This window comes from Mastigocoleus testarum BC008 (assembly GCF_001456025.1).
In the GTDB taxonomy this organism is placed as follows: domain Bacteria; phylum Cyanobacteriota; class Cyanobacteriia; order Cyanobacteriales; family Nostocaceae; genus Mastigocoleus; species Mastigocoleus testarum.
In genome coordinates this window covers 22,626-46,022 of the sequence record NZ_LMTZ01000055.1, presented here as the reverse complement: position 1 = coordinate 46,022, position 23,397 = coordinate 22,626, and the positions used below count along the sequence as shown (strand labels likewise).

Below are 23,397 nucleotides of genomic sequence, written 5' to 3'. Positions count from 1 at the left end.
TCTACACTTCCCACACTTCCCACACCTCCCACACTTCCCTCTCTCATTCAAAAAAGGGGTAACTAACCCGGACTTAGTATTACTTCACAAGAGATGTACCTGTAGGACAAGTAGGAACATTATTTTTAAGTTTCGGTTGGGGAAGGGGATGTGAGTCGGGAGTATTAACTTCACATATGATTGTTGAAGTTTTAGAACGCTTATCAGAGTCCTGAGAAACAAATACTCCTGCAATGTAACTTGTATGGTACGGTAATTTTCTACCAGCTTTCTTGATTGGAATCGCATAATGAAATGTACCTAATTTCGTTGGCTGAATAGAGTAGCGATAATGTCCAGTTTCACTAATAAGATCTAATTTTTGTAAATTATTCAGTTCATTGAGCGAGCTTGCAAATAATTTTTTTTCTAAATATAAAGCTTGCTGAGCGCGATTCATTACACCCAAATATGTTTGTGCTTCTTTAAACATAGGAACGCAAGCACAGGTCTTTGAAGAACTATTTCCTAAAATCCAGAGGCTTCCTAATACAACTGGTATTAGTAAAGTTGTTAAATAAAAGCGTGGTGAAGAATATTGTTTTTTTAAGACAGCAAAAAAAAATGATTTATATTGATTTTTCATAAGATTATATTATTTTTTATAGGTGTTGGTAATGCTGATTAGCTATTTTGAATCAAAATAGGGTCCAGAAACATCACAAATTCTACTTAATGTGGATTTTGCTACGAGTAATTAGAACTTTTGTAATTAGTTGTCAACGGTAAAAATCATGAGAATATATCGTTCCCAAGATAGAGACAGTATTATTCAAATGATTGATTCAATTTATAAAGAATATGGCGATTTTATATATTTAGAAGGTTATGATCGCGATTTGCTAGATATAGAAAATAATTATTTCAGTAATGGTAATTTTTGGGTGGAAACTGCAAATAATGATGATAATAAAATTATTGGTTCAATTGCAGTTAAAAAAGAATTAGATTATGAAGATACCGCTTTAATGAAAAGATTTTATTTGCTACCACAATATCGCGGTTTGGGATTGGCAGAAACTTTGCACGATACGGTAATTAATTGGTGTAAAAAAAATCAAATAAGTAAATTGCATCTATGGTCGGATACAAGATTCACGCGGGCACATTTTTTTTATCAGAAAAATGGTTATGAACGTGGTGAAATGATAGATAGAAACGATGGTGCGATGCCTTACCAAGAATATTATTTTATGAAGTTGCTTTGATTTTTTTCTACAAAGTTTGTCCTAAATATTTTGCCAGAATTCGAACGTGAGGTTCGCTCATCATGGTAATGTGATCTCCGGGAATTGTATATATATCTACGGGTTGGGAGGAAAATTCTTTCCAACCCCAAGTTGGATCTGCTAAAGTTTGGGAAAATTCTTGAGAAAATTCTTGAGATTGTGTTTCTGCGAAGTTAGATTCGTTGGCGCGAAATAGCAAAATTTTCGTGGGGTAAATTTTCTTTGGTAATTCGTAATTTGCTTGACAACTTGCTTGATAAACTCGGACTAGACCCCTTGCTTGTTGTTTACCTACTTCCCCTGATGGTAAAAGGTTAACTGTTTGTAGTTGTTGATGAAAGTAGTTAAACTGTTGTTCTAGTGTAAGAGATTGGAGAACTTCAGTGGATACTTGGAGTTTTTCCCCAAGTAGGCGTTCGATTACACTGGCGATTTGGGAAAACCACTCAACATCATCCCAATCAACACCAACGGGGCGATCGCTAAATAAGGGTGTTGGAGCATCAAAAATTGCTAGTAAACTAACCTCATGTCCCTGGCTTTGTAACTGTTGAGATATTTCAAAGGCTATTTTTGCGCCGAAGGAATGACCTCCGAGTAAATAAGGTCCTTGGGGTTGAACGGTTTGGATGGCTTTGATGTAGTAGGTGGCGATATCTGCAATATTAGTTAGTGGTTGGGATATTCCGTCAAGTCCGAGAGCTTGGAGTCCGTAAAATGGTTGCTCTGGACTCAAATGGCGCACTAAGTCATAAAAGTAAATTACATTACCGCCCGCTCCGGGTACGCAAAAGAATGGTTGTTTTGAACCACCTGAATTAATTGGGACTAAGGGAGAGTGGGGTAAAGATTCAGTTTCTTGACGGAGAAAGTCAGCCAAATGTTCGATGGTGGGATTTTGGAAAAGTGTTGCTAGGGATAGATTTTTGGCAAATTTTTGCTTTACTCGATCCATTAAACGGACGGATAATAGGGAATGACCCCCAAGGTCGAAGAAGTTATCGCGCACTCCTATCAATCGAACATCGAGAATTTCTGACCAAATTTGCGCTAGCTCTGATTCCAAGCGATCGCGGGGAGCAACAAAGGGAATTTCTCGATTATTATCAGTTTCGGGGGTGGGGAGAGCTTTTCGATCTATTTTCCCGTTGGAGGTTAATGGTAAAGCAGATAGCATTACAAATGCCGAGGGCACCATGTAATGAGGTAATGTTTGTTTTAGGTAATTACGTAGTTTGGGTATTAACTGAGGCGATCGGCTATAAGTTTCTTCGTAAGGTGTTCCCTTGTGGGAGGTATATTCGGTTTGTGGTTGATTTAATTGGGTTTGCAAACTTTGATTTTCGGTGTTGGGAACTATATATGCAACCAAACGTTTATCTTCCTGTGGGGACGTTGGATCCAACCTCTCATGGTGCATCCGTGCATGTCGCATCTCTACGATGACGTTTTGTACCCCAGGATGTTGCAATAATACAGATTCAATTTCTCCGAGTTCAACTCGAAAGCCGCGAAGTGTCACTTGATGGTCAATACGACCGAGAAATTCAATATTCCCATCTGGGAGATAGCGAGCACGATCACCTGTTTTGTAGAGTTTGGGGGTTGGGGATTTGCGACTGGCGATTGGGGATTGGGGACTGGCGATTGGCTTTTGCACAGACGCGCCATGTAGAGACCTCACAGAGCCTGCGGCGTCGGCGTTAAGCCTCTGCAACGTCTCTATGAAGGGATTTGTAATGAATTTTTCTGCGGTCAGTTCCGGACGGTTGAGGTAACCTCGGGCTAGGGAAGCTCCACTGATACACAGTTCTCCAGGAACGCCTATTGGTAATGGTTGCAGGTATTCATCTAATATGTAAACTTGGGTATTGGCTATTGGGCGACCAATTGGTGGTGAAATATTATGTGGTGAGGTCTTACCTAGATTAGGGTTAACCACAAGCCCAGAAGTTGTTACTACAGTATTTTCTGTAGGTCCGTAGTTGTTAATTACTTGGAAAGGAAGGGTATTTGCTGGGTATTGATGCAGGCGATCGCCACCAATTAGCATAGTTCGTAAAGCTGTGTTTTGGGGCCATTCTAAAGAAAATAATTCTTCTGCTAGGGGTGTAGGTACAAATGCGATCGCAATTTTTTGGTCTATTAACCGCTGTTGTAAATTCAGTGCAGATTTGAGAAGTTCGGGTTTGACTAGGTAAAGACTTGCTCCTACTGTTAAATAAGGCCATATTTCCCATACTGAAGCATCAAATGCATTTCCTGCTAATTGAGTAGCTCGATCTGAGGAAGTAATTGCAAAGGTTTCTTGATGCCAGAATATTAAGTTTAACAGGTTTTTATGGGTGATTAATACTCCTTTAGGTTTTCCGGTAGAACCGGATGTGTAAATTACATAGGCTGAGTTTTCAGGAGTAATATTAACAACTAAGTTCTCTTTGCTTGCTTGAGAAATCGATTCCCAGTCTGTATCTAAACAGATTAACTTACCCTGATAGTCGGGAAGTTCAGGTACTAATTTTTGTTGAGTTAATAGTACCGATACCTGAGAATCTGACAACATATACCCAAGACGTGCTTTTGGATAACTCGGATCCAACGGGACATAAGCACCACCAGCTTTGAGAATTGCTAATATTCCGACAATGGTATCTAAGGAGCGCTCGACACAAATTCCTACTAATGTTTCTGCTCCTACTCCCAGAGATTGCAAGTAATGGGCTAGTTGATTGCTGCGGGTGTTTAATTCTTCATAGCTTAGTTGTTGTTCTTCACAGACTACAGCTACTGCGCGGGGATTTTGCTCTACTTGTTTCTCAAATAATTGATGAACGCATCTATCTTGAGGATAGTTAATTTCGGTGTCGTTCCATCGATTTAGTAATTGATGTCGTTCGTCTACGGTTAACAGAGGTAATGAGAAAACTTGTTGTTCGGGGTCGGCGACAATTGCTTTAAGTAAGGTTTGGAAGTTATTTGCTATTTGGGTAATAGTAGTTTTATTAAACAAGTCTGTATTGTAAACAAGATAGCCATCGAGTTGTTCTCCTACTTCCCATAAATGTACTTCTAGATCGAATCTAACCGTTTGATAATCCAATTCTAATTGGGTCAAGCTGAGATTTTCCAGTTCCCAAGAACTTGTAGATCCATTCTGGAGAGTAAAGACTATTTGTACGAGGGGGTTGCGATCTAAATTTCGTCCGGACTGTAATTCTTCTACTAGTTTCTCAAAAGGTAAATCTTGGTGAGCGTAAGCGTCTAAAGCGACCTGGCGAACTTGAGTTAGTAAATCCGAGAAGCTAGGATTATCCTCAAGGTTAGTACGCAAAATTAAAGTATTGACAAAAAAGCCAATTAATGATTCTACTTCACGATGATTACGGTTTGCGATCGGGGAACCAATAGCAATATCTTTTTGGTTACTGTAACGGGAAAGTAAGATTGCAAACCCTGCAAACAAAGTCATAAACAAGGTTGTCCCTGAACTTTGACTGAGAGTTTTTAATTGTTGGGTCAGTTTGCGATCAAGTTCAAATTGGTGGGTGCTACCGCGAAAAGTTTGCACTGGGGGTCGCGGACGGTCAGTCGGTAGTTCTAAAATCTGCGGTGCGTCTGCGAGTTGTTGCTTCCAGTATTTGAGTTGATTTTCCCATACTTCTCCAGTTAACCATTTTCGTTGCCAATGGGCGAAGTCAGCATATTGAATTGGTAAGGGTGCAAGGGATTGCGTGGCTGTAGATAATGGTTTTCCTTGAGATAAAGCTTGATAAAGGGTGGATAATTCTTGAATAAATATACCTATTGACCAGCCATCAGATGCAATGTGGTGCATTGTTAACAATAGCACATGAGATTCATTCCCCAGTTGCACAATGGTAGCTCGGAGTAAAGGACTTTTGCTTAAGTCAAAGGGTTGTTGAGATTCGGCGATCGCTAACCGTTTTACTTCAGCAGTTTTTTCGTTTTCTGGTAAATGCTGTAGGTTTATTAGTGGTAAAGATAAACTTTGATTGGGGTTAATAACTTGTACGGGAGAGCCATTAACTACTTTAAAACTGGTACGTAAAACTTCGTGACGCTGGACAATTTCTGTTAAGGCTTGCTCTAAGGCTGAAATTTCCAGATTACCATTTAATTTAACAGCAGCTGGCATGTTATAAGCAGCACTTGACCCTTCAAGTTGATGGAGAAACCACAGTCGTTGTTGAGCAAAAGATAAGGGTAGATGTGTATTTATCTCTTCTCGATCAACCGGTTCGATGGCTGTAAGTTTTAGCCCTGAGTCTATCTGGTGTTCTGTCTCAATTGCTAAACTCAGCTGTTCGATGGTGGGGTTCGTAAATAAACTACTGAGTGGTATTTCTACACAGAAAGCCTCCCGCACCCGAGAAATAAGTTGGGTAGCAAGTAAAGAATGACCTCCCAAAGCAAAAAAATTGTCGTGGATACCTATTTGTTTTAGTCCTAGAACTTCAGCCCAAATGGTCGCTAGAAGTTCTTGGGTTGGGGTATGGGGAGCAATAAATTGATTTGAACGGGTAAAAGCTGTTATGTCTGGAGTTGGTAAAGCGGAGCGATTTACTTTACCGTTTGGTGTTAATGGTAGTGTTTCTAATTCTACAAACGCCGAAGGAACCATGTACTCGGGTAGTTTTGCTATGAGAAAGCTTCGTAAGTCATCGAGATTCAGCGATTGTTGCAGCAAAGTCACATAAGCTACCAAAGATTGATTACCAAGAGTATCTTTTTGAGTTGCAATTACAGATTCGCGTACCCCAGAATGCTGGCTCAGGACTGCTTCAATTTCACCCAGTTCGACCCGGAAACCGCGAATTTTGACTTGATTATCAATTCGACCAAGATATTCAATATTACCGTCAGGGAGATATTTTGCTAAATCCCCTGTTTTGTATAATCGCAAACCCTGTAGAGACGTTGCATGCAACGTCTCTACATTATGGCGCGTCTGTACAATAAATTTTTCTGCGGTTAGTTCTGGACGGTTGAGGTATTCTCGGGCTAAACCGTCTCCACCGATGTATAATTCCCCAGGTACGCCGATAGGTACTGGTTGCAACTGACGGTCGAGAATATAGATTTGGGTGTTGCTAATTGGTTTTCCGATGGGAAGGTTAGTTGCATTTGGGGAAACCGATTTTACTAAATACCAGCTAGCAAGTGTTGTACTTTCTGCCGGACCATAGAGGTGTAATAATTTTTGGGGAGGATTGTTTTTAAGTACTTCTCGAACTCGTTGAGGATTTACAGTTTCACCACCAAACATGAGGTATCTTAAAGATTGGAAGGCTTGGGGAATAAGGCTAGATAAACGTTCGAATAAAGCGGTTGTTAAAAATAAGATACTAATTTCTCGATCGCGGATACAGTTTGCGAAGTCGTGGGGTGAGAGTACTGTATCTCGATCAATGATTACCAGTTTTGCACCGTGAAGCAGTGCACCCCAAATTTCAAGGGTTGCTGCATCAAAAGAGATATTGGAAACTTGAGCAATGTTGTCGGTAGAATCGATTTGAATATAGTTTGCATTCAATAATAGGCGCGCGATCGCTCGATGGGGAATGGCTACACCCTTGGGTTTACCAGTAGAACCTGAAGTATAAATTACACAAGCAAGGCGATCTGATTTAACTCGATTAACAGGATTTTGTGTACTTTGTTGGGAAATTACTTCCCAGTCTGTGTCTACACAAACTAATCGTGCTTCAGTTTCAGGTAGCTTTGTTATCCATTTATATTGTGTGATTAATACTTTTACCTGAGCATTAAGGAGCATCAACTTTAAGCGCTCGGGGGGATAACTCGGATCTAAGGGAACGTAAGCTCCTCCAGCTTTAAGAATTGCTAACATCGCAACAAGCATTTCGGGAGTAGTTCGCTCGACGCACAAACCTACTAGTACTTCTTCTTTTACTCCTGTATTTTGGAGGTTTAAATTTTGGAGGTTTAAATTTTGCAGGTAATGAGCAAGTTGATTTGCACGGATGTTTAATTCGTGGTAACTCATACCAATAAAATTTGAGATCCCCCCAACCCCTCTTGATAAGGGGGAAAAAGAGCGATCCTTAATCTCCCTAATCCCCCTTACTAAGGGGGACAAAGGCGGATTTATCAGTTTTTGTTCTTTAAATACAACTGTGATACTCCTTAAGGGAGTCGCGATCGCTACCGCATTGGGAGTTTTTTCTACTTGCTCTTCAAATAACTGATGAATAGATTTATTTCGAGGATATTCAACTTGAGTTGCATTCCACTCAAAGAGTAACTGATGTTTTTCAGCTTTTGTTAGTAATGATAATTTTCCTAATTGCTGTTGGGGATTGTTAGTTATTTCCGCAAGCAAAGTTTGAAAATGACCCATCATCCGCTCAATCGTCCCAGCATCAAAGCGTTCGCGATCGTAGATAATTCGCATCGATAATTCTTCGACGATTCCAGCGACAACCGTTAAGGGATAATTAGTACGTTCGACTGCTTGAACTCGACCAAATTTGATGCTGTCACTACTTTTGCTTAAAGAACTATCTACTGGATAGTTTTCAAACACTACTAGGCTTTCGAATAAGGGTGTTTCCCGAGGTACTTCACTCCAACCATGAATATCAACTAAGGAGGCGTAAGAATATTGTTCTCGTTCTACCTGGCTTGCTTGTAACTCTTTGAACCAGGGTAATAGCTCTGTTTGTGGTTCGACTTGTACCCGCACTGGTAAGGTGTTGATAAACGGTCCGACCATCGATTCTACTCCCTTCAAACTGGAAGGACGACCAGAAACAGTTGTGCCAAATAGGACATCTTGTTCGCCACTGTAACGACTTAAAAGTAGCGCCCAAGCTCCCTGAATCAAAGTGCTGAGTGTGAGATGATGTTGTCGAGCAAAGGATTGTAGAGATGCTGTTAACTCGCGATCGAGTTCGATTTGCTGTTCTTGGTATGTTTCTGGGGTGTCAGTCTCTGGAGTAGTTGAATTATGTTCTGAACTATGATTTGAACTATTTTTTGAACTATTTTTGATCAGGGGGGTGGGAGTATGAAAACCTTTAAGTGTTTGTTCTGCCCAAGTTTGAGCTAAACTCATATCTTGTTGCTGCAACCATAAGATATAATCTCGGTAAGGACGGGGAGTCGGTAAATGTAAATCCTCGCCTCGATCGCAAGCTTGGTAAAAAGCTAAAACTTCTTTGAATAAAATTGGTAAGCACCAACCATCTACGAGTAAATGATGATGGTTCCAAACAAATTTGTAATTTTCAGCACCTAACTGAATTAGGGCTAAACGCATCAGTGGTGCTTCCTCGAGTTCAAAACCTTGATCGCGCTCGGCTTGTAAAAAGTTTTCTAACCGTTCTTGCTGCTCACTTAAACTTAGATTTTGCCAATCATGTTCAGTCCAAGTCAATTCGACAGTTGTATGTACGACCTGGAGGGGTTTATCTACTTCTTCCCAATGAAATGAGCTACGCAGTATTGGGTGTCTGCTGACTAATTTTTCCCAGGCTTGTTTAAATGCCCGGAGGTTAATTTTACCATCAATAGTACAACTTAATTGCTCAAAATACATCCCCGACTGGGGGGAACGAAGACTGTGAAACAACATCCCTTGTTGTAAGGGAGAAAGTTCGTATATATCTGCAATATCATCCACACCACTACTCCTAATTATTTTTTTGTTTTTTCTTTATTTTTGGATTATTTATTTTTGGGCTTTTTCTTCTTAAACTTATTAACAAACTTATCGAGTTGTTTTTGGTTAAGCTTAGCTGCTGCGAAGTCTGATGGAGTATAACACTGTTCAGATGGGGACTGACAGTGGGCGATTAAAGCTTGCAATGCTTGCAGGAAATTATTTGCTAAACTTGCAATGGTTTGTGGGTGATGTACTTTTTGACTGTAGGTCCAAGAAAATTGCAGTTTTTGTTCGACAATAATGCTATTAACCTCCAGCAAATGTCTGCGAACTGTGAAGGGACTAACTTCATTCCCAACTGATTCTCGAACGACACCGAGTATTCCTGGTAGGTTGAGGGTTTGCTCGAATTGACCGAGGTAATTAAAACTTACTTGGGGTTTTGGTAATGTTTCAAGTTTTGTCCGCGTCGCTGGATCTGGACTGAGATAACGTAAAATACCATAACCTATTCCCCGGTTAGGTATCCGACGCAGTTGTTCTTTGACTGATTTAATTAATTCTCCAGGTTCTGGAAAGTTTGAGTTTGAGTTTGAATTTGAATTTGAATTTGAATTTGAGTGCAAATGTACGGGAAATATGCTCGTAAACCAGCCAACCGTCCGGGATAAATCCACATCCTCAAACAGTTCTTCTCTTCCGTGTCCTTCCAAGTCAACTAACAGGGAATTGTCTCCTGTCCAAGTCACAAAAGTTTGTAACAAAGCTGTTAGCAACAGATCGTTAATTTGAGTATTGTAGGCTGATGGTACTTCCTGTAATAGGGCTTGAGTCTCTGTTTTACTCAAATCGACAGTAATAACATCTGTATTCGCTACGGTATTATTTTCTTCATCATAGGGGTAATCCACTGGTAAAGAAGAAGCACGGGAGTGAGATTGATTTAACCAGTAATCTAATTCGTTAGCTAAAGTTTCCGATTTCCCGTATTCCTGTAACCGTTTAGCCCATTGCTGGAAAGAGGTGGTTTTAGGAGGGAATTTTAGTTTGGTTTCCCCCCGGCTAAGTTGTTGATAACCTAGTGCAAAATCTTCTAATAAAATCCGCCAAGAAACCCCATCCACAGCTAAATGGTGAATTATTATTAGTAATTTACTTGGTTGGTTATTACCGAAATGGAGTAAAGTTGCTTGGAGCAAAGATTTTGTCGAAATATCCAAACTTACTTGGAGTTGATTTACTACTGTTTCCAAAGCTGCTTGTTGTTCAGTTGGAGGTAAATTCGATAAATCTTGTACTTGGAAAGGTATTTCAACTTTTGCATCGGTATTAATTTGTTCCCAACTTTCGCCTTCTTCCCGTACAAACTGTAAGCGCAAAGCATCGTGATGTTCTAGTAATTGTTTGATGAGTTCTCGTAACAATTCTGGTTTGACGTCGGGAGATAGTTCTAATAATACTGATTGGTTAAAGTGATGGAGTTGGGGTTGGGATTGAAACTTAGGGTTTTGTTCAAAAAACCAATGTTGAATTGGGGTGAGAGGAACAGAACCCGTAACTAAACCCTGTTGAGCTTGAGTTGGAACTGTTGTCTCCACCACAGCAGCTAATTCAGCAATCGATTGATGTTGAAAAAGTTGTTTTGGTGTTAGTCCCAAACCAATTTGACTTGCTCGGGAAACCACTTGAATACTGAGGATCGAATCTCCACCCAAAGCAAAAAAGTTGTCGTGGATACCTACTCGTTCTAACCCCAAAACTTCGCTCCAAATTGCTGCTAGTTTTGCTTCAGTATCATTACTAGGTACGACGAAATCACTTGCTACATTTTCCCGTGTTGGCTTAATAGTAAGTAGTTTGCGACGATCAGCTTTGCCATTTGGGGTTAAAGGCATTGCTTCGAGTAACATAAATGCTGAAGGCACCATGTACTCTGGTAGTCTTTCTTTAAGAAAACTTTGCAGTTCGTTGGTTGTCAGGGATGTTTCACTATGAACAACATAACCCACCAAACGTTTATTACCTGGTTTATCTTCCCGGATAATGACTGCTACTTGTTGCACTTGGGGATGTTGCGCGATCGCAGTTTCGACTTCTCCCAACTCAATCCGGAAACCGCGAACTTTTACTTGATTATCAATTCGACCAAGATATTCAATATTACCATCGGGTAGATACCTGGCTAAATCCCCTGTTTTGTATAGTTTGGGGATTTGCGTTAGCGCAGCGTGACGCGACAGCGTCATATGGGGATTTGCGACTGGGGATTGGGTCTTAACTTTTGACTTTTGCTCGCCCAAAGCGCGGTCTGTTTTTAATTTTGACTTATAAAAGGGGTTGGGGATAAATTTTTCTGCGTTTAATTCCCGACGGTTGAGATAACCCTGTGCTAAACCATCCCCACCGATGTGTAATTCTCCAGGTACGCCGATCGGTACTGGTTGGAGTTGGCGATCGAGGATGTAGGTTTGGGTGTTGCTAATTGGTCGTCCTATGGGAATATTGGTTGCGTCTGGGGGAACTTCTTCTATTAAATAGCAGCAAGCAAATGTTGTACTTTCCGTTGGTCCATAACCGTTCAATAATTTCTGGGGAGGATTATTTTTCAGGACTTCTCGAGCGTGTTGAGGACTTACAGCTTCACCACCAACAAGAAGATATCTAAAAGATTGGAAAGCTTCGGGGACAAGGGTCGCTAAGCGTTCAAATAGAGCGTTTGTTATAAATGAGACGGTTATCTTTTGCTCGCGGATGCAGTTTGCGAAGTCGTGGGGAGAAAGTATCGTATCTCGATCAATAACCACTAGTTTTGCACCGTGGAGCAGTGCACCCCAAATTTCAAAAGTTGCTGCATCAAAGGAGATGTTGGAAATTTGAGCAATGTTGTCAGCAGAATTTATTTGAACGTAGTTAGTGTTTAACAATAAGCGCACAATCCCTTTGTGGGGAATGGCTACACCTTTGGGTTTCCCTGTAGAACCGGAAGTGTAAATTACACAAGCAAGGTTATCGGATCTAAATCGACGAACGGGATTTTGCGTACTTTGTCGGGAAATTACTTCCTGATCGCTATCTACACAAACCAATTGTGCTTCACTTGCGGGTAGTTTGGTCGCCCATTTATCTTGTGTGAGTAATACTTCTATTTGAGCGTCAAGGAGCATAAACTCTAGACGCTCGGAGGGATAAGCCGGATCTAACGGGACATAAGCCCCTCCCACTTTAAGAATTGCTAATATTGCAACGAGCATTTCGGGAGTAGTTCGCTCGATACATAACCCTATTAGTGCTCCTTCCTTTACTCCCAAATTTTGTAGGTGATGAGCGAGTTGATTTGCGCGGGCGTTTAATTGCTGATAAGTTAGTCTTTGCTCTGCAAACAGCAATGCGATACTCCTTAAGGGAGTCGCTATCGCTACCGCTTCGGGTGTTTTCTCTACTTGCTCTTCAAATAAGTGATGAACGTATTTATCTGAAGCATACTCACTTTCGGTTGCATTCCACTCTACGAGCAGTTGATGTCTTTCTGCTTGAGTTAATAGTGGTAAATTTGCAACGGACGGTTTAGTAATTTGTGATTCGGGGTCGCAAACCGATGGGTTGCTAACGGGTTGGTGATGACGCTCGACTATTGCTGTAAGTAGGGTTTGGAAATGTCCTATCATTCGGGAGATTGTTTCATCTTCAAACAAATCGCAGTTATATTCCCAATTTCCTTCTAATCCTGCGTTTGTTTCCCTGATCGCTAAACTTAAATCGAATTTAGCTGTAACGGTTTGTGTTTTTAGTTCGTTCCAACTCAAACCCGGTAGTTCTAATTCTCCGAACGGTGCATTCTGTAAAGCAAACATCACTTGGAAGATAGGAGAATAACTTAAATCCCGTTGTGGTTGTAATTCTTCAACTAACTTCTCAAAAGGTAAATCTTGATGAGCGTAAGCGTCGAGTGTTACTTGCTTGACTCGTTCTAAAAACTCAATAAAGTTGGGATTATGCTGCAAATCGAGACGTAAAGCCAAAGTGTTAGCAAAAAAGCCGATTAATGGTTCAATTTGTTTGTGATTGCGATTGGCGATCGGCGAACCAATGACTATATCTTGTTGTTGAGTGTAGCGAGAGAGTAAAATACCCCAAGCAGCTAACAAGGTCATGAATAAGGTTGCGCCGGATTTGTGTGTCAGCTGTTTGAGTTTTTGCGTCAGTTCCGAACCAATTGTAAATGATTGACTGCGACCAGAAAAAGTTTGTACTGCTCCACGGGGACGATCTGTAGGTAAATTTAATAATGAAGGAGCATCAGATAATTGTTGTTTCCAGTAATTAAGTTGTCGATCAAGAACTTCCCCTCTTAACCATTGACGTTGGTAAACGGCGAAATCTGCATACTGGATAGATAATGGTTCTAAAGGAAAAGGTTTATTCTCACAAAAAGCTTGGTAAAGAACAGATAACTCCCGTACCAAGACTCCCAAGGACCAACCATCAGCAATGATGTGATGCATTGTCAATAACAACACATATTTCGATTCCCCTAACTGCAATAATTTTACTCGCCACAAAGGTGCTTTCGTTAAATCGAAGGGATGTTGTGCTTCGGTTGTGGTTAAATTTTGGACTTCGGTAGATTTATCTTCATTACTTAAATGCTGTAAGTCAATTACAGGTAAACTTAATTCCCCTGCTGGGTGCTTCTGTGCTCCTTGTCCTTCAATAATTTGCACCGGTGCATTATGGAGCATCTCAAAGCGAGTACGCAAAACTTCATGTCGTTGTGCGATCGCATTTAATGCTTGTTCTAAAGCTGTAATATTGAGAGAACCTTTTAGCTCGATCGCAGCTGGAACATTATAAGTAGCACTTGAACTTTCAAGTTGTTCTAAAAACCACAATCGTTGTTGAGCAAATGATAAAGGTAAATCTCCATCTCTTTCAACTGGCTCAATGACGGAAATTTTTAAAGCATTATCTGCTTGAAGAGCAGTTTGAGTTTGAGTTTCTAGATATTTGCTTAGTTCCTGGATCGTGGGAGACTCAAACAAAGACCTTAGGGATAACTTTATACCGAAAACTTCCTGCATCCGGGAGACAACTTGAGTTGCGAGTAGTGAGTGTCCTCCTAATTCAAAGAAATTCTCATTGGTACCTACCCGGGGAACGTTCAGAACTTCTTTCCAAATACTCGCTATTTGACGTTCAATTTCTGTTTTGGGTTCGATCCGGTTTTCAGTTTTTTGCTGTTGAGGGGTTTTGAAAGTAAGTAATTGCTTTCGATCCACCTCTCCTGCTTCTGTTAAAGGTATTTCAGCAAGTTGGACAAAACTACATTCACTCTTTATTCCAAAGCGGTCGCGTAGCGCATGCTCAGAAAGCTTATCGCGTAGCGCATCCCCTGTTCCCGTTTCCTTGTTCCCTACTCGCTTCTCAGTGAAATAAGCAATTAAGCTTTGTAATTCATAAGTGTTCCCCGTTCCCTGTTCCCCGTTCCCCGCTTCCCTCTTATTCTCTATCTGATGACGCACATGAGAATTCGTACCATCCAAACCGATCCAAAGTTGCTCTTTGTAGTGCAAACCCGCGAGGAAAGAATATAATCCTTGGGTAGGACTGAGAATGAAAAAACCGCGATCGCGAGTTAAATCTTTATATTGATAACCCCGACTCATTCCTGTTTCATCCCACATACTCCAAGCGAAGCAATAACTTGATAAGGAAGTTTGGGATTTTTGGTAACGACTAAAACTATCAACAAAACTATTCGCAGCAGCATAAGCAGCTACACTAGTACCACCTTGGTAACCGTTGACTGAAGAGAAGTTAATGAAAAGACCCTGTTTATTATACTGCTCGAGTAATTGGTGTAAAACCAAAGTCCCGGTAACTTTAGGACGGAGTACGGTTGCGATACTTTCTTGAGTTTCTTCAACTAAAAATCGTTCCTGGAAAATTCCTGCGAGATGAATAATTCCATCTAATTCGCTTTTCCATATAGTTTTAGTTTGCTCGACTATCTGTTGTAAATGGGGAAAATCACAGATATCAACTGCTTTGTAAGTGATTTTACCTCCAAGTTGCTCTAGTTCCCTATAAGTTGCAATTTCTTCGCTAGTTTTTTCTGATAGGGGAGTTCTTCCTACCAATAAAAGTCGAGCTTGGTAATATTCGAGCAAATACTTCGCAATTTCTATTCCAATACCACCCATTCCCCCGGTAATGAGATACATTCCTCCGGTTTTAAAAGGGAGTGGATGTTTTTCTTGTTCTTTAAACTCTACTGGAGCTAAACGGGAAACTAAACGCTGTCTGTGACGATAAGCTACTTCTGGTTCTGTGGAGAAATCACTTAATTCTTGTAAAATAAACTTTGTATTAACTTCAACATTGTCGACATTTAGATCGATATGACGACATTCTAACCAAGGTATTTCTTGGGGAATTGTTTTAAGTAATCCTAAAATGGATGCTTTTTCATAAGCAATATTTTCTGCAGTTTCAATTAACTGAACCTGGTTAGAAACAACTTGTAAGCGGATTTTTTTCTCATCAACCCTTGCTCCGGTAGACTCAAAGAGAACTTGAGTTAAAAATAATAAACTGTAGATTCCCTTGGTTTCAATCGTCTTTAGAGTATCAATCTCAATACCGTAAGTCCAAAGGTGCAAAATTTGACCGACACAACAGTTATTCTCAGCTAGAGATTCAAATAAGTAACGATAATGTTCCGGTTTACTGGGATTAATTTGATAGCGTTTGCAATCACATAGCGCATGCTCTGTGAACTGATCGATTTGACGAAATTCTGTTCCTGCTTCTACTTGAATGTAATTTCGACCGAGTTTAGTCAATTGATGACAAATAGAAGTTCCTAACTCCGAAGAATCGAGGAATACAATGGTAAAATTATTTTGGGGAAGGGTTGTTTGACTGGTTACTTGACTAGGAATTACTTTTGGTCGCCATATTTGACGATAAAACCAATTGGGAAGAGTATTAGCATTTTCTGAAATTAAATCGAGCTGTTTAACAGTAGCGTCAAATTCACCATTTTTGAAACTCTTACTAAGTTGCGATCGCTGAATTTTCCCAATGGAAGTTTTGGGAATGGATGCTTTTTCTAGGGGAATTAAATATTCTGGATTAATACCAATGTCATGAATGACCTTCGTGCGAATCGTTTTTATCAGTTGGGTTAATTTCCCTTCATCAGTAAAACTCGGAACGAAAAAGATTACTAATCGATCTGTATCGCTAAGGTCATCTCGAAGCGCAACCGCAGCGGTATAAGAAATTTCTACACCTGTAATTTCCTCAACTATCGATTCAATTTCATGAGCGTAATAATTAACGCCATTGATAATAATGACATCTTTCTGACGACCGGTAATAGTTAAACTTCCCTGACACAGAAAACCTAAATCTCCCGTATTAAACCAAGCATCATCGGTAAAAGCTGCTTGGTTAAGTTCTGGATTTTGGTAATAACCCGAAGTAACATTTGCTCCTCTAACTTGAACCCGACCAATTTTTTCTTCTGCTATTACCTGGTCTCGGTCGTCTGTAATCCGAACAGAAAATCCTGGAATTGGTGTTCCTACTTCCACATGTAGATCCTCTGCGCTCGAATCTACAGAAAAACTCTGGGAATACATCACACCAGAACAAGTTTCCGACATCCCCCAAGCTGGATGCATCGCAGTAGCAGGTAATCCATAGGGAGCAAGCAATTGTAAAAACTTTCTCGCTGTTTTTCCGACGATCGCTTCACCACCATTTAAGATGAAACGCATTGAGGATAAATCCCATTTTCGGCTATTTAATTCTCGTTCCAAAGCCGCGATCGCACCATAAGCAAAATTAGGAGCCCAGGTAATTGTAGCTCGATAATGTTCGATCCAATCCAACCATTTGAGGGGTTGTTGTAAAACTGTTTGGGTTGGAGCGTGGATTTGTTCACAACCAAGGAAAACATCCCGGATATGGAACATCACCAAACCACCAACGTGATCTAAGGGAAACCAATTTAATGAGATATCATTCCTGGTAAAATTATTCGTCACAGCAGTAGCTGCAGATCGACTAATAATACTGCGATGGCTTTGCATCACTGCTTTGGGAAGTCCGGTGCTTCCGGAGGTTAGCAGTAAAATTGCCAGGTCATCAGGTTGGCTTTGATGCCAGTTTTTATCGGGATCCCACTGACATAAACGATCAATGGTTTCAACTCTAAAGCTTTCTATACCGAAAAGTTGAGATAGGTTATTAACTTGAGGAGCGGAATTTTCGTCAGTTAGGACAATTGGTTGTTCTAACATCTCCCAAGCATTATGGAGTTTATTTACAGCAGCGTTAACTTGCTGGTAACTGGGAGGAATAGAGACGGGAACGGGGACAAAACCTCCAAGCATACAACCCCAAAAAGCAGGAACGAAATCTTCAAGTAATTCCAACTGGAAAATTACTTTGTCTTGAGGTTTTAAACCTAGCTTTCTCAACCCAGCAAGAATTCTTTGTGCTTCTTCTAGTAGTTCTTCATAGGATTGAACCAACTCGGAACCGTCAGAGCGAATGTAAGTAACTCCCTTGGTCGAACTTTTACCTGAACTTTGAGATGCTGCGCGTTGTAAAACTTTTCCTAAAGTCAGAGGTGTATCAGCTTTTAGTTGTAAAGTTTCTCCATGACTTATAGCTAGTTTTTTCGAATTGGATTGTTGTTTGGGTGTTTTGGAAACACTTACTGAAAACTGTTTTTCAGTTTCAATCGGGTTGACTCTCTCTTCTATGGGGATAAGTAAGTCCCTCAGGTGTAGGAGAGGAATATTTTCACGTTGTTCCCGAACTACTACCGCTACTTCTTCAACTTCCGGAAGGGATCTGATTTGCTCTTCCCAGCTTTGTACTAAATTAGAATCTATTACCGGTAAGCTTTGTAAAACTTGTTCGTCTACTTTCCCCGTTTTAGTCAGTGGTAAAGCAGATAGGGGGACATAGACATCAGGTAACATATGAGCAGGTAATAAAGCCTGCAAATTTAAGTTTAAGTTTAATTTTAATTTTAAGTTTGAGTTTGAGTTTGAGTTTAAATGTGATTGTTCTGGATTGAATTGTTTTGAGGTGACAATATAAGCGACGAGTTGAAAAATATTGAATTGAGAAATATCGGTTTGTGTTTGTCTGAGTAGTACGCGACAATCGTTAATCTCTGGAAGTTTTAATAATGTTGCTTCTATTTCCCCAATAGTCACTCGAAAACTTTGGAGCAAAATTTGTTGATCGCTCGAACCGAGTAGCTTTAATTTTCTGTCATTGAGGAGTTTTCCCCATACTTCTTTGAATAAGGGTTCTTGTTTCTGCTTCTGTATTACAACATTCCATTCCAAGAATAATTGATGTTTTTCTGTTGAAGTTAGTAGTGGTAGATTTGCAGTGGATGATTGAGGTTCGGTGACTATCGCTGTAAGTAGGGTTTGGAAATGTTCTATCATTCCAGAGATAGTTTCATCTTCGAATAAATCGCAGTTATATTCCCAGTTTCCTTCTAATCCTCGATTTGTTTCCCTCATCGCTAAGGTTAAATCGAATTTCGCTGTTACGCTTTGTCTTTCTAGCTCGCTCCAACTCAAACCCGGTAATTCTAATTCTCCCAATGGTGCGTTTTGTAAAGCAAACATCACTTGAAACAGGGGAGAATAACTTAGATTGCGTTGTGGTTGTAATTCTTCAACTAACCTTTCAAAGGGTAAATCTTGATGAACATAAGCATCTAGAGTAGTCTGTTTTACTCGCTCTAAAAACTGACTAAAATTAAGATTATCTGATAAATCGAGACGTAAAGCTAAAGTATTGGCGAAAAAACCAATTAATGGTTCAATTTGCTTATGATTACGATTTGCGATCGGCGAACCAATTACTAGATCTTCTTGTTGACTGTAACGAGAAAGTAAAATACCCCAAGCAGCTAACAGGGTCATGAATAAAGTTGCGCTACTATTTTGAGCAACTTGTTTAAGTTTTTGTGTCAGTTCTGGATTAATTGTAAATGACTGACTGCGACCCGAAAAAGTTTGTACTGCTCCACGGGGACTATCTGTAGGTAAATTTAATAATGAAGGAGCATCAGATAATTGTTGTTTCCAGTAATTAAGTTGTCGATCAAGAACTTCCCCTGTTAACCATTGACGTTGGTAAACCGCAAAATCTGCATACTGAATGGATAATGGTTTTAAAGGAAAAGCCCTATTCTCACAAAAAGCTTGATAGAGAACAGATAACTCTCGCACTAATACCCCTAACGACCAACCATCAGCAATGATATGATGCATTGTTAATAACAACACATATTCTGATTCTTCTAAGCGTAATAATTTTACTCTCCATAAAGGTAGTTTAGTTAAATCGAAGGGATGTCGTGCTTCATTAGCAATAAAAAGCTTGAGTTCGAGAGATTTATCTTCATCGCTTAAATACTGTAATTCAACTATAGGGAAACTCATTCCCCTTGCTCGCTGTTCCTCTACTCCTTGTTCTTCAATTATTTGTACAGGTGAATTATCTACCACTTCAAAACGAGTATGCAAAACTTCGTGACGTTGTGCGATCGCATTCAATGCTTGTTCTAAAGCAGCAATATTTAAAGAACCCTTTAGCTTGATCGCTGCTGGTATATTGTAAACAGCAGCTGAACCTTCTATTTGCTCTAAAAACCACAATCGCTGTTGAGCAAATGATAAAGGTAAATTCCCATCGCGAGGAACGGGTTTTATTTCCTCAACAGTAGAATCCGAAGCAGAGTTAACTTGCTTGAGAAAAGAGATAATTTCTGCTTTGCGATCGGCGATTTGAGCGCGTAAATCTCCTGTCAGCACACCTTGAGGAGCATTACAACGCAGACGCTCCCCCTCAATCCATAATTTGATATCCTGCTTGCTAAGTCTGGCTAAAAAATCGTAGATATTCAAAACTCAATTTCCTCCCTATTTCCTGACTCGTCACCTGGAGCGAACTGTAATTGCTCGAATGTGAAACGAATTTTCTCAATAATTTCTGCCAAACTAGCAATGGTAGGGTTCTCAAATAGACAGCGTAGAGGTAAATCTATTTGGAAGCTATCGTGTAGACGACCCATTACTAATGTTGCGAGCAGAGAATGTCCCCCAATTTCAAAGAAGTTGTCATGGATACTTACTTTATTAACTCCGAGAACTTCAGTCCAAATCTCAGCAATTATTTCCTGGGTTGGGGTTTGGGGTGCTATAAATGCAGTCTCTTCAACTTTGTACTCTTCAGGTTTAGGTAGAGCGCGGTAATTAATTTTGCCGTTAGCTGTCAAAGGTAATTTTGGTAGCAGTACAAATCTACTCGGTAACATGTACTCGGGTAGCTTCTCTTTGAGGTGAGAGCGAATATCTCTAATCGACTCAGACAGCGATTTATCAGCCAGCTTATTTTGTTCTTTCGATCTGGTTAAATTCAGTTGTGGTGAAGCTAACTCGTGATCGGGGACAATATAAGCTACTAAATATTTATTATCAGGTTTGTCCTCTCGAGCAAGCACAACGCACTCGCGTATCCCGGGGTATTGGTTTAGTATCGCCTCGATTTCCCCTAGTTCAATCCGAAAACCGCGAATTTTAACTTGATTATCGATTCTGCCAAGGTATTCAATATTACCGTCAGCCAAGTATCTTGCTAAATCCCCCGTTTTGTATAGTTTGGGGGTTGGGGATTGGTAATTTGGGATTGGGGATTGGGGACTAGGGACCGGGGATTGAGGACTGGTAATTGGTAATTGAGTCTTAACTTTTGAATTTTTACTTTTTCTCGCTGAAAGCGCGGTCTGTTTTGACTTGTAAAAAGGGTTGGGGATAAATTTTTCTGCGTTTAATTCCCGACGGTTGAGGTATTCTCGGGCTAAACCGTCTCCACCAATATATAATTCTCCAGGTACACCAATGGGTACTGGTTGGAGTCGACAGTCGAGGATGTAGATTTGGGTATTGCTAATTGGTTTCCCGATGGGAAGGTTAGTTGCATTTAGGGAAACTTTTTCTATTAAATACCAACTAGCAAATGTTGTACTTTCTGTCGGACCGTAGACGTGCAACAATTGCTGAGGAGAATTGTTTTTAAGTACTTCTCGAACTCGTTGAGGATTTACAGTTTCACCACCAAACAGAAGGTATTTCAAAGGTTGGAAAGCTTGGGGGACAAGGCTAGCTAAACGTTCAAATAAAGCGGTTGTTAAAAATAAGATACTAATTTCTTGATCGCGGATACAGTTTGCGAAGTCGTGGGGTGAGAGTATTGTATCTCGATCAATGATTACCAGTTTTGCACCGTGAAGCAGTGCACCCCAAATTTCAAGGGTTGCTGCATCAAAAGAGATATTGGAAACTTGAGCAATGTTGTCGGTAGAATCGATTTGAATATAGTTTGCATTCAATAATAGGCGCGCGATCGCTCGATGGGGAATGGCTACACCCTTGGGTTTACCGGTAGAACCTGAAGTATAAATTACGTAAGCAAGGTTGTCCGAACTAACTTGGAGGTCGGGATTTTCTTGACTTTGTTGGGAAATTACTTCCCAATCTGTGTCTATACAAACCAACTGTGCTTCACTTTGTCGTAACTTTGTCACCCATTTATGTTGTGCGATTAATACTTTTACTTGAGCGTCAAGAAGCATCAAATTTAAGCGCTCGGGGGGATAACTCGGATCTAAGGGAACGTAAGCTCCTCCAGCTTTGAGAATTGCTAACATCGCAACAAGCATTTCGGGAGTAGTTCGCTCAATGCACAAACCTACTAGTACTTCTTCTTTTACTCCTGTATTTTGCAGGTTTAAATTTTGCAGGTAATGAGCAAGTTGATTTGCGCGGGTGTTTAATTCGTGATAACTCAGTTTTTGCTCTTTAAATACAACCGCAATCGCGTGGGGAGTTTTTTCTACTTGCTCCTCAAATAATTGATGAATAGATTTATCTTGAGGATAATCGGCTTGGGTGTTATTCCACTCAAAGAGTAACTGATGTTTTTCGGCTTCTGTTAGTAATGGTAATAGTCCTAATTTTTGTTGGGGATTGGTAGTTATTCCCTCAAGTAGAGTCTGAAAATGTCCGATTTGACGGCGAATTGTTTCAGCTGTAAACAGATCGGTATTGTAATCGAGCGAACCAGTTAATTCCCCATCAGTTTCCACCATCGACAAGATTAAATCGAACTGAACTCGCGCTGTTTCTATTTTTAGTTGTGTCAAATTCAACCCGGGAAGTTCGAGTTCTTCGAGTGGTGTATTTTGCAAAGCGAACATCACCTGAAATACGGGATTATGACTTAAATTGCGTTGTGGTTGTAATTCTTCAACTAAGCGTTCAAAGGGTAAATCTTGATTTTGATATCCATTTAAAGTGACAGTTCTAACTTGCGCTAAAAACTGTTCAAAACTAGGATTATCTTGCAAATTGAATCGTAAAGCTAAAGTATTTGCAAAAAACCCAATTAAAGGTTCTATTTCTGAGTGATTGCGATTTGCGATCGGGGAACCAATTACTAAATCTTCTTGCTGACTGTAACGAGATAATAATACCGCCCAAGCTCCCAGTAAAGTCATGAATAGGGTAACCCCCAACCGCTGACTTAATTTTTTCAGCTTAAGTGTAAGTTCTTCACTCAAACTAAAAGATTCACTTCCACCGCGAAAGCTTCGTACAGCACCACGAGGTTTATCGGTGGGTAACTCTAATAATGGGGGAGCATCTGCTAACTGTTGTTTCCAATAATTAACCTGTTTATCTAAGACATCTCCAGTTAACCATTCTCGTTGCCATACAGCAAAATCAGCGTACTGAATCGGTAATTCTTTTAATTGAGAAATTTTATTTGCGCAAAAATCTTGATAAAGCTCGGACAATTCCCTGACAAAGATCCCTAACGACCAACCATCAGCAACAATATGATGCATCGTCAACAACAAAACGTGTTCAGATGTTTCTAGCTGTAACAGCTTCATTCGTAGCAAAGCATCAGTAGATAGATCGAAAGGAGTTTGTGCTTCAATAACTGCTAAACGTTGAACCTCAACAGATTGTCGATCTAAATCGCTTAAATGCTGTAGGTCAATTACAGATAAATTAAACTCGGGATTTGCATGAATTATTTGTATGGGTGAATCAGCTAGGGTAGAAAAATTAGTACGTAAGATTTCATGTCTTTGGATTATTTCCTCTACAGCCATTTTTAAAGCATCTAACTGCAGATTTCCGCTCAGACTCATTGCTGCTGATAAGTTATAAGCTGCACTCTCCCCTTCAAGTTGCTCTAAAAACCATAATCGCTGCTGAGCAAAGGATAAAGGTAATTCTTGAGCTTTTAATTCTTGAACTTTTAATTCTTGAACTTCTAATTCTTGGGGACGGGGTTTAATATTTGCAATTACAGATTCTAAAACTAAACCTTGTTGACGAAGTGATTCTATTTTCCGAGCAAGCT

4 protein-coding genes and 2 pseudogenes are annotated in these 23,397 nt (G+C 40.1%); 1 reads left to right on the top strand and 5 read right to left on the bottom strand.

What is annotated here, in order from left to right:
- Nucleotides 1–79 precede the first annotated feature (79 nt).
- On the bottom strand, nt 80–625 hold the full coding sequence (locus BC008_RS09745; protein ID WP_058183476.1) for a type IV pilin-like G/H family protein: 546 nt from the start codon (nt 623–625) through the stop codon (nt 80–82).
- Between the two features lie 148 nt (nt 626–773).
- Between BC008_RS09745 and BC008_RS09740 the strand changes: the two genes are divergently transcribed.
- Nucleotides 774–1,247: a GNAT family N-acetyltransferase gene (locus BC008_RS09740; protein WP_058183475.1), complete on the top strand. Its 474-nt coding sequence runs from the start codon at nt 774–776 to the stop codon at nt 1,245–1,247.
- Between the two features lie 7 nt (nt 1,248–1,254).
- On the opposite strand, the gene BC008_RS09735 is transcribed toward BC008_RS09740, so the two are convergent.
- The 4 genes and pseudogenes from BC008_RS09735 to BC008_RS52915 all read right to left on the bottom strand — a co-directional run.
- The gene (locus BC008_RS09735) at nt 1,255–8,934 is read right to left on the bottom strand and encodes an amino acid adenylation domain-containing protein (RefSeq protein ID WP_058183474.1); all 7,680 of its coding nucleotides are present in this window, start codon (nt 8,932–8,934) and stop codon (nt 1,255–1,257) included.
- A 44-nt stretch (nt 8,935–8,978) separates the two neighbouring features.
- Nucleotides 8,979–12,308 (bottom strand): amino acid adenylation domain-containing protein, encoded by a 3,330-nt coding sequence (locus tag BC008_RS52665; RefSeq protein WP_407657046.1) that lies wholly within the window; start codon nt 12,306–12,308, stop codon nt 8,979–8,981.
- A 243-nt stretch (nt 12,309–12,551) separates the two neighbouring features.
- A pseudogene (locus tag BC008_RS09730) lies at nt 12,552–19,868 on the bottom strand (SDR family NAD(P)-dependent oxidoreductase); the annotation flags it as partial.
- Between the two features lie 77 nt (nt 19,869–19,945).
- Nucleotides 19,946–23,263, bottom strand: a pseudogene (locus tag BC008_RS52915) (non-ribosomal peptide synthetase); the annotation flags it as partial.
- Nucleotides 23,264–23,397: the final 134 nt, after the last annotated feature.

Excerpts from the sequence above, each read along its gene's own strand:
- BC008_RS09745 (WP_058183476.1), bottom strand. The coding sequence starts at position 625 with ATGAAAAATCAATATAAATCATTTTTTTTTGCTGTCTTAAAAAAACAA.
- BC008_RS09740 (WP_058183475.1), top strand. The coding sequence starts at position 774 with ATGAGAATATATCGTTCCCAAGATAGAGACAGTATTATTCAAATGATT.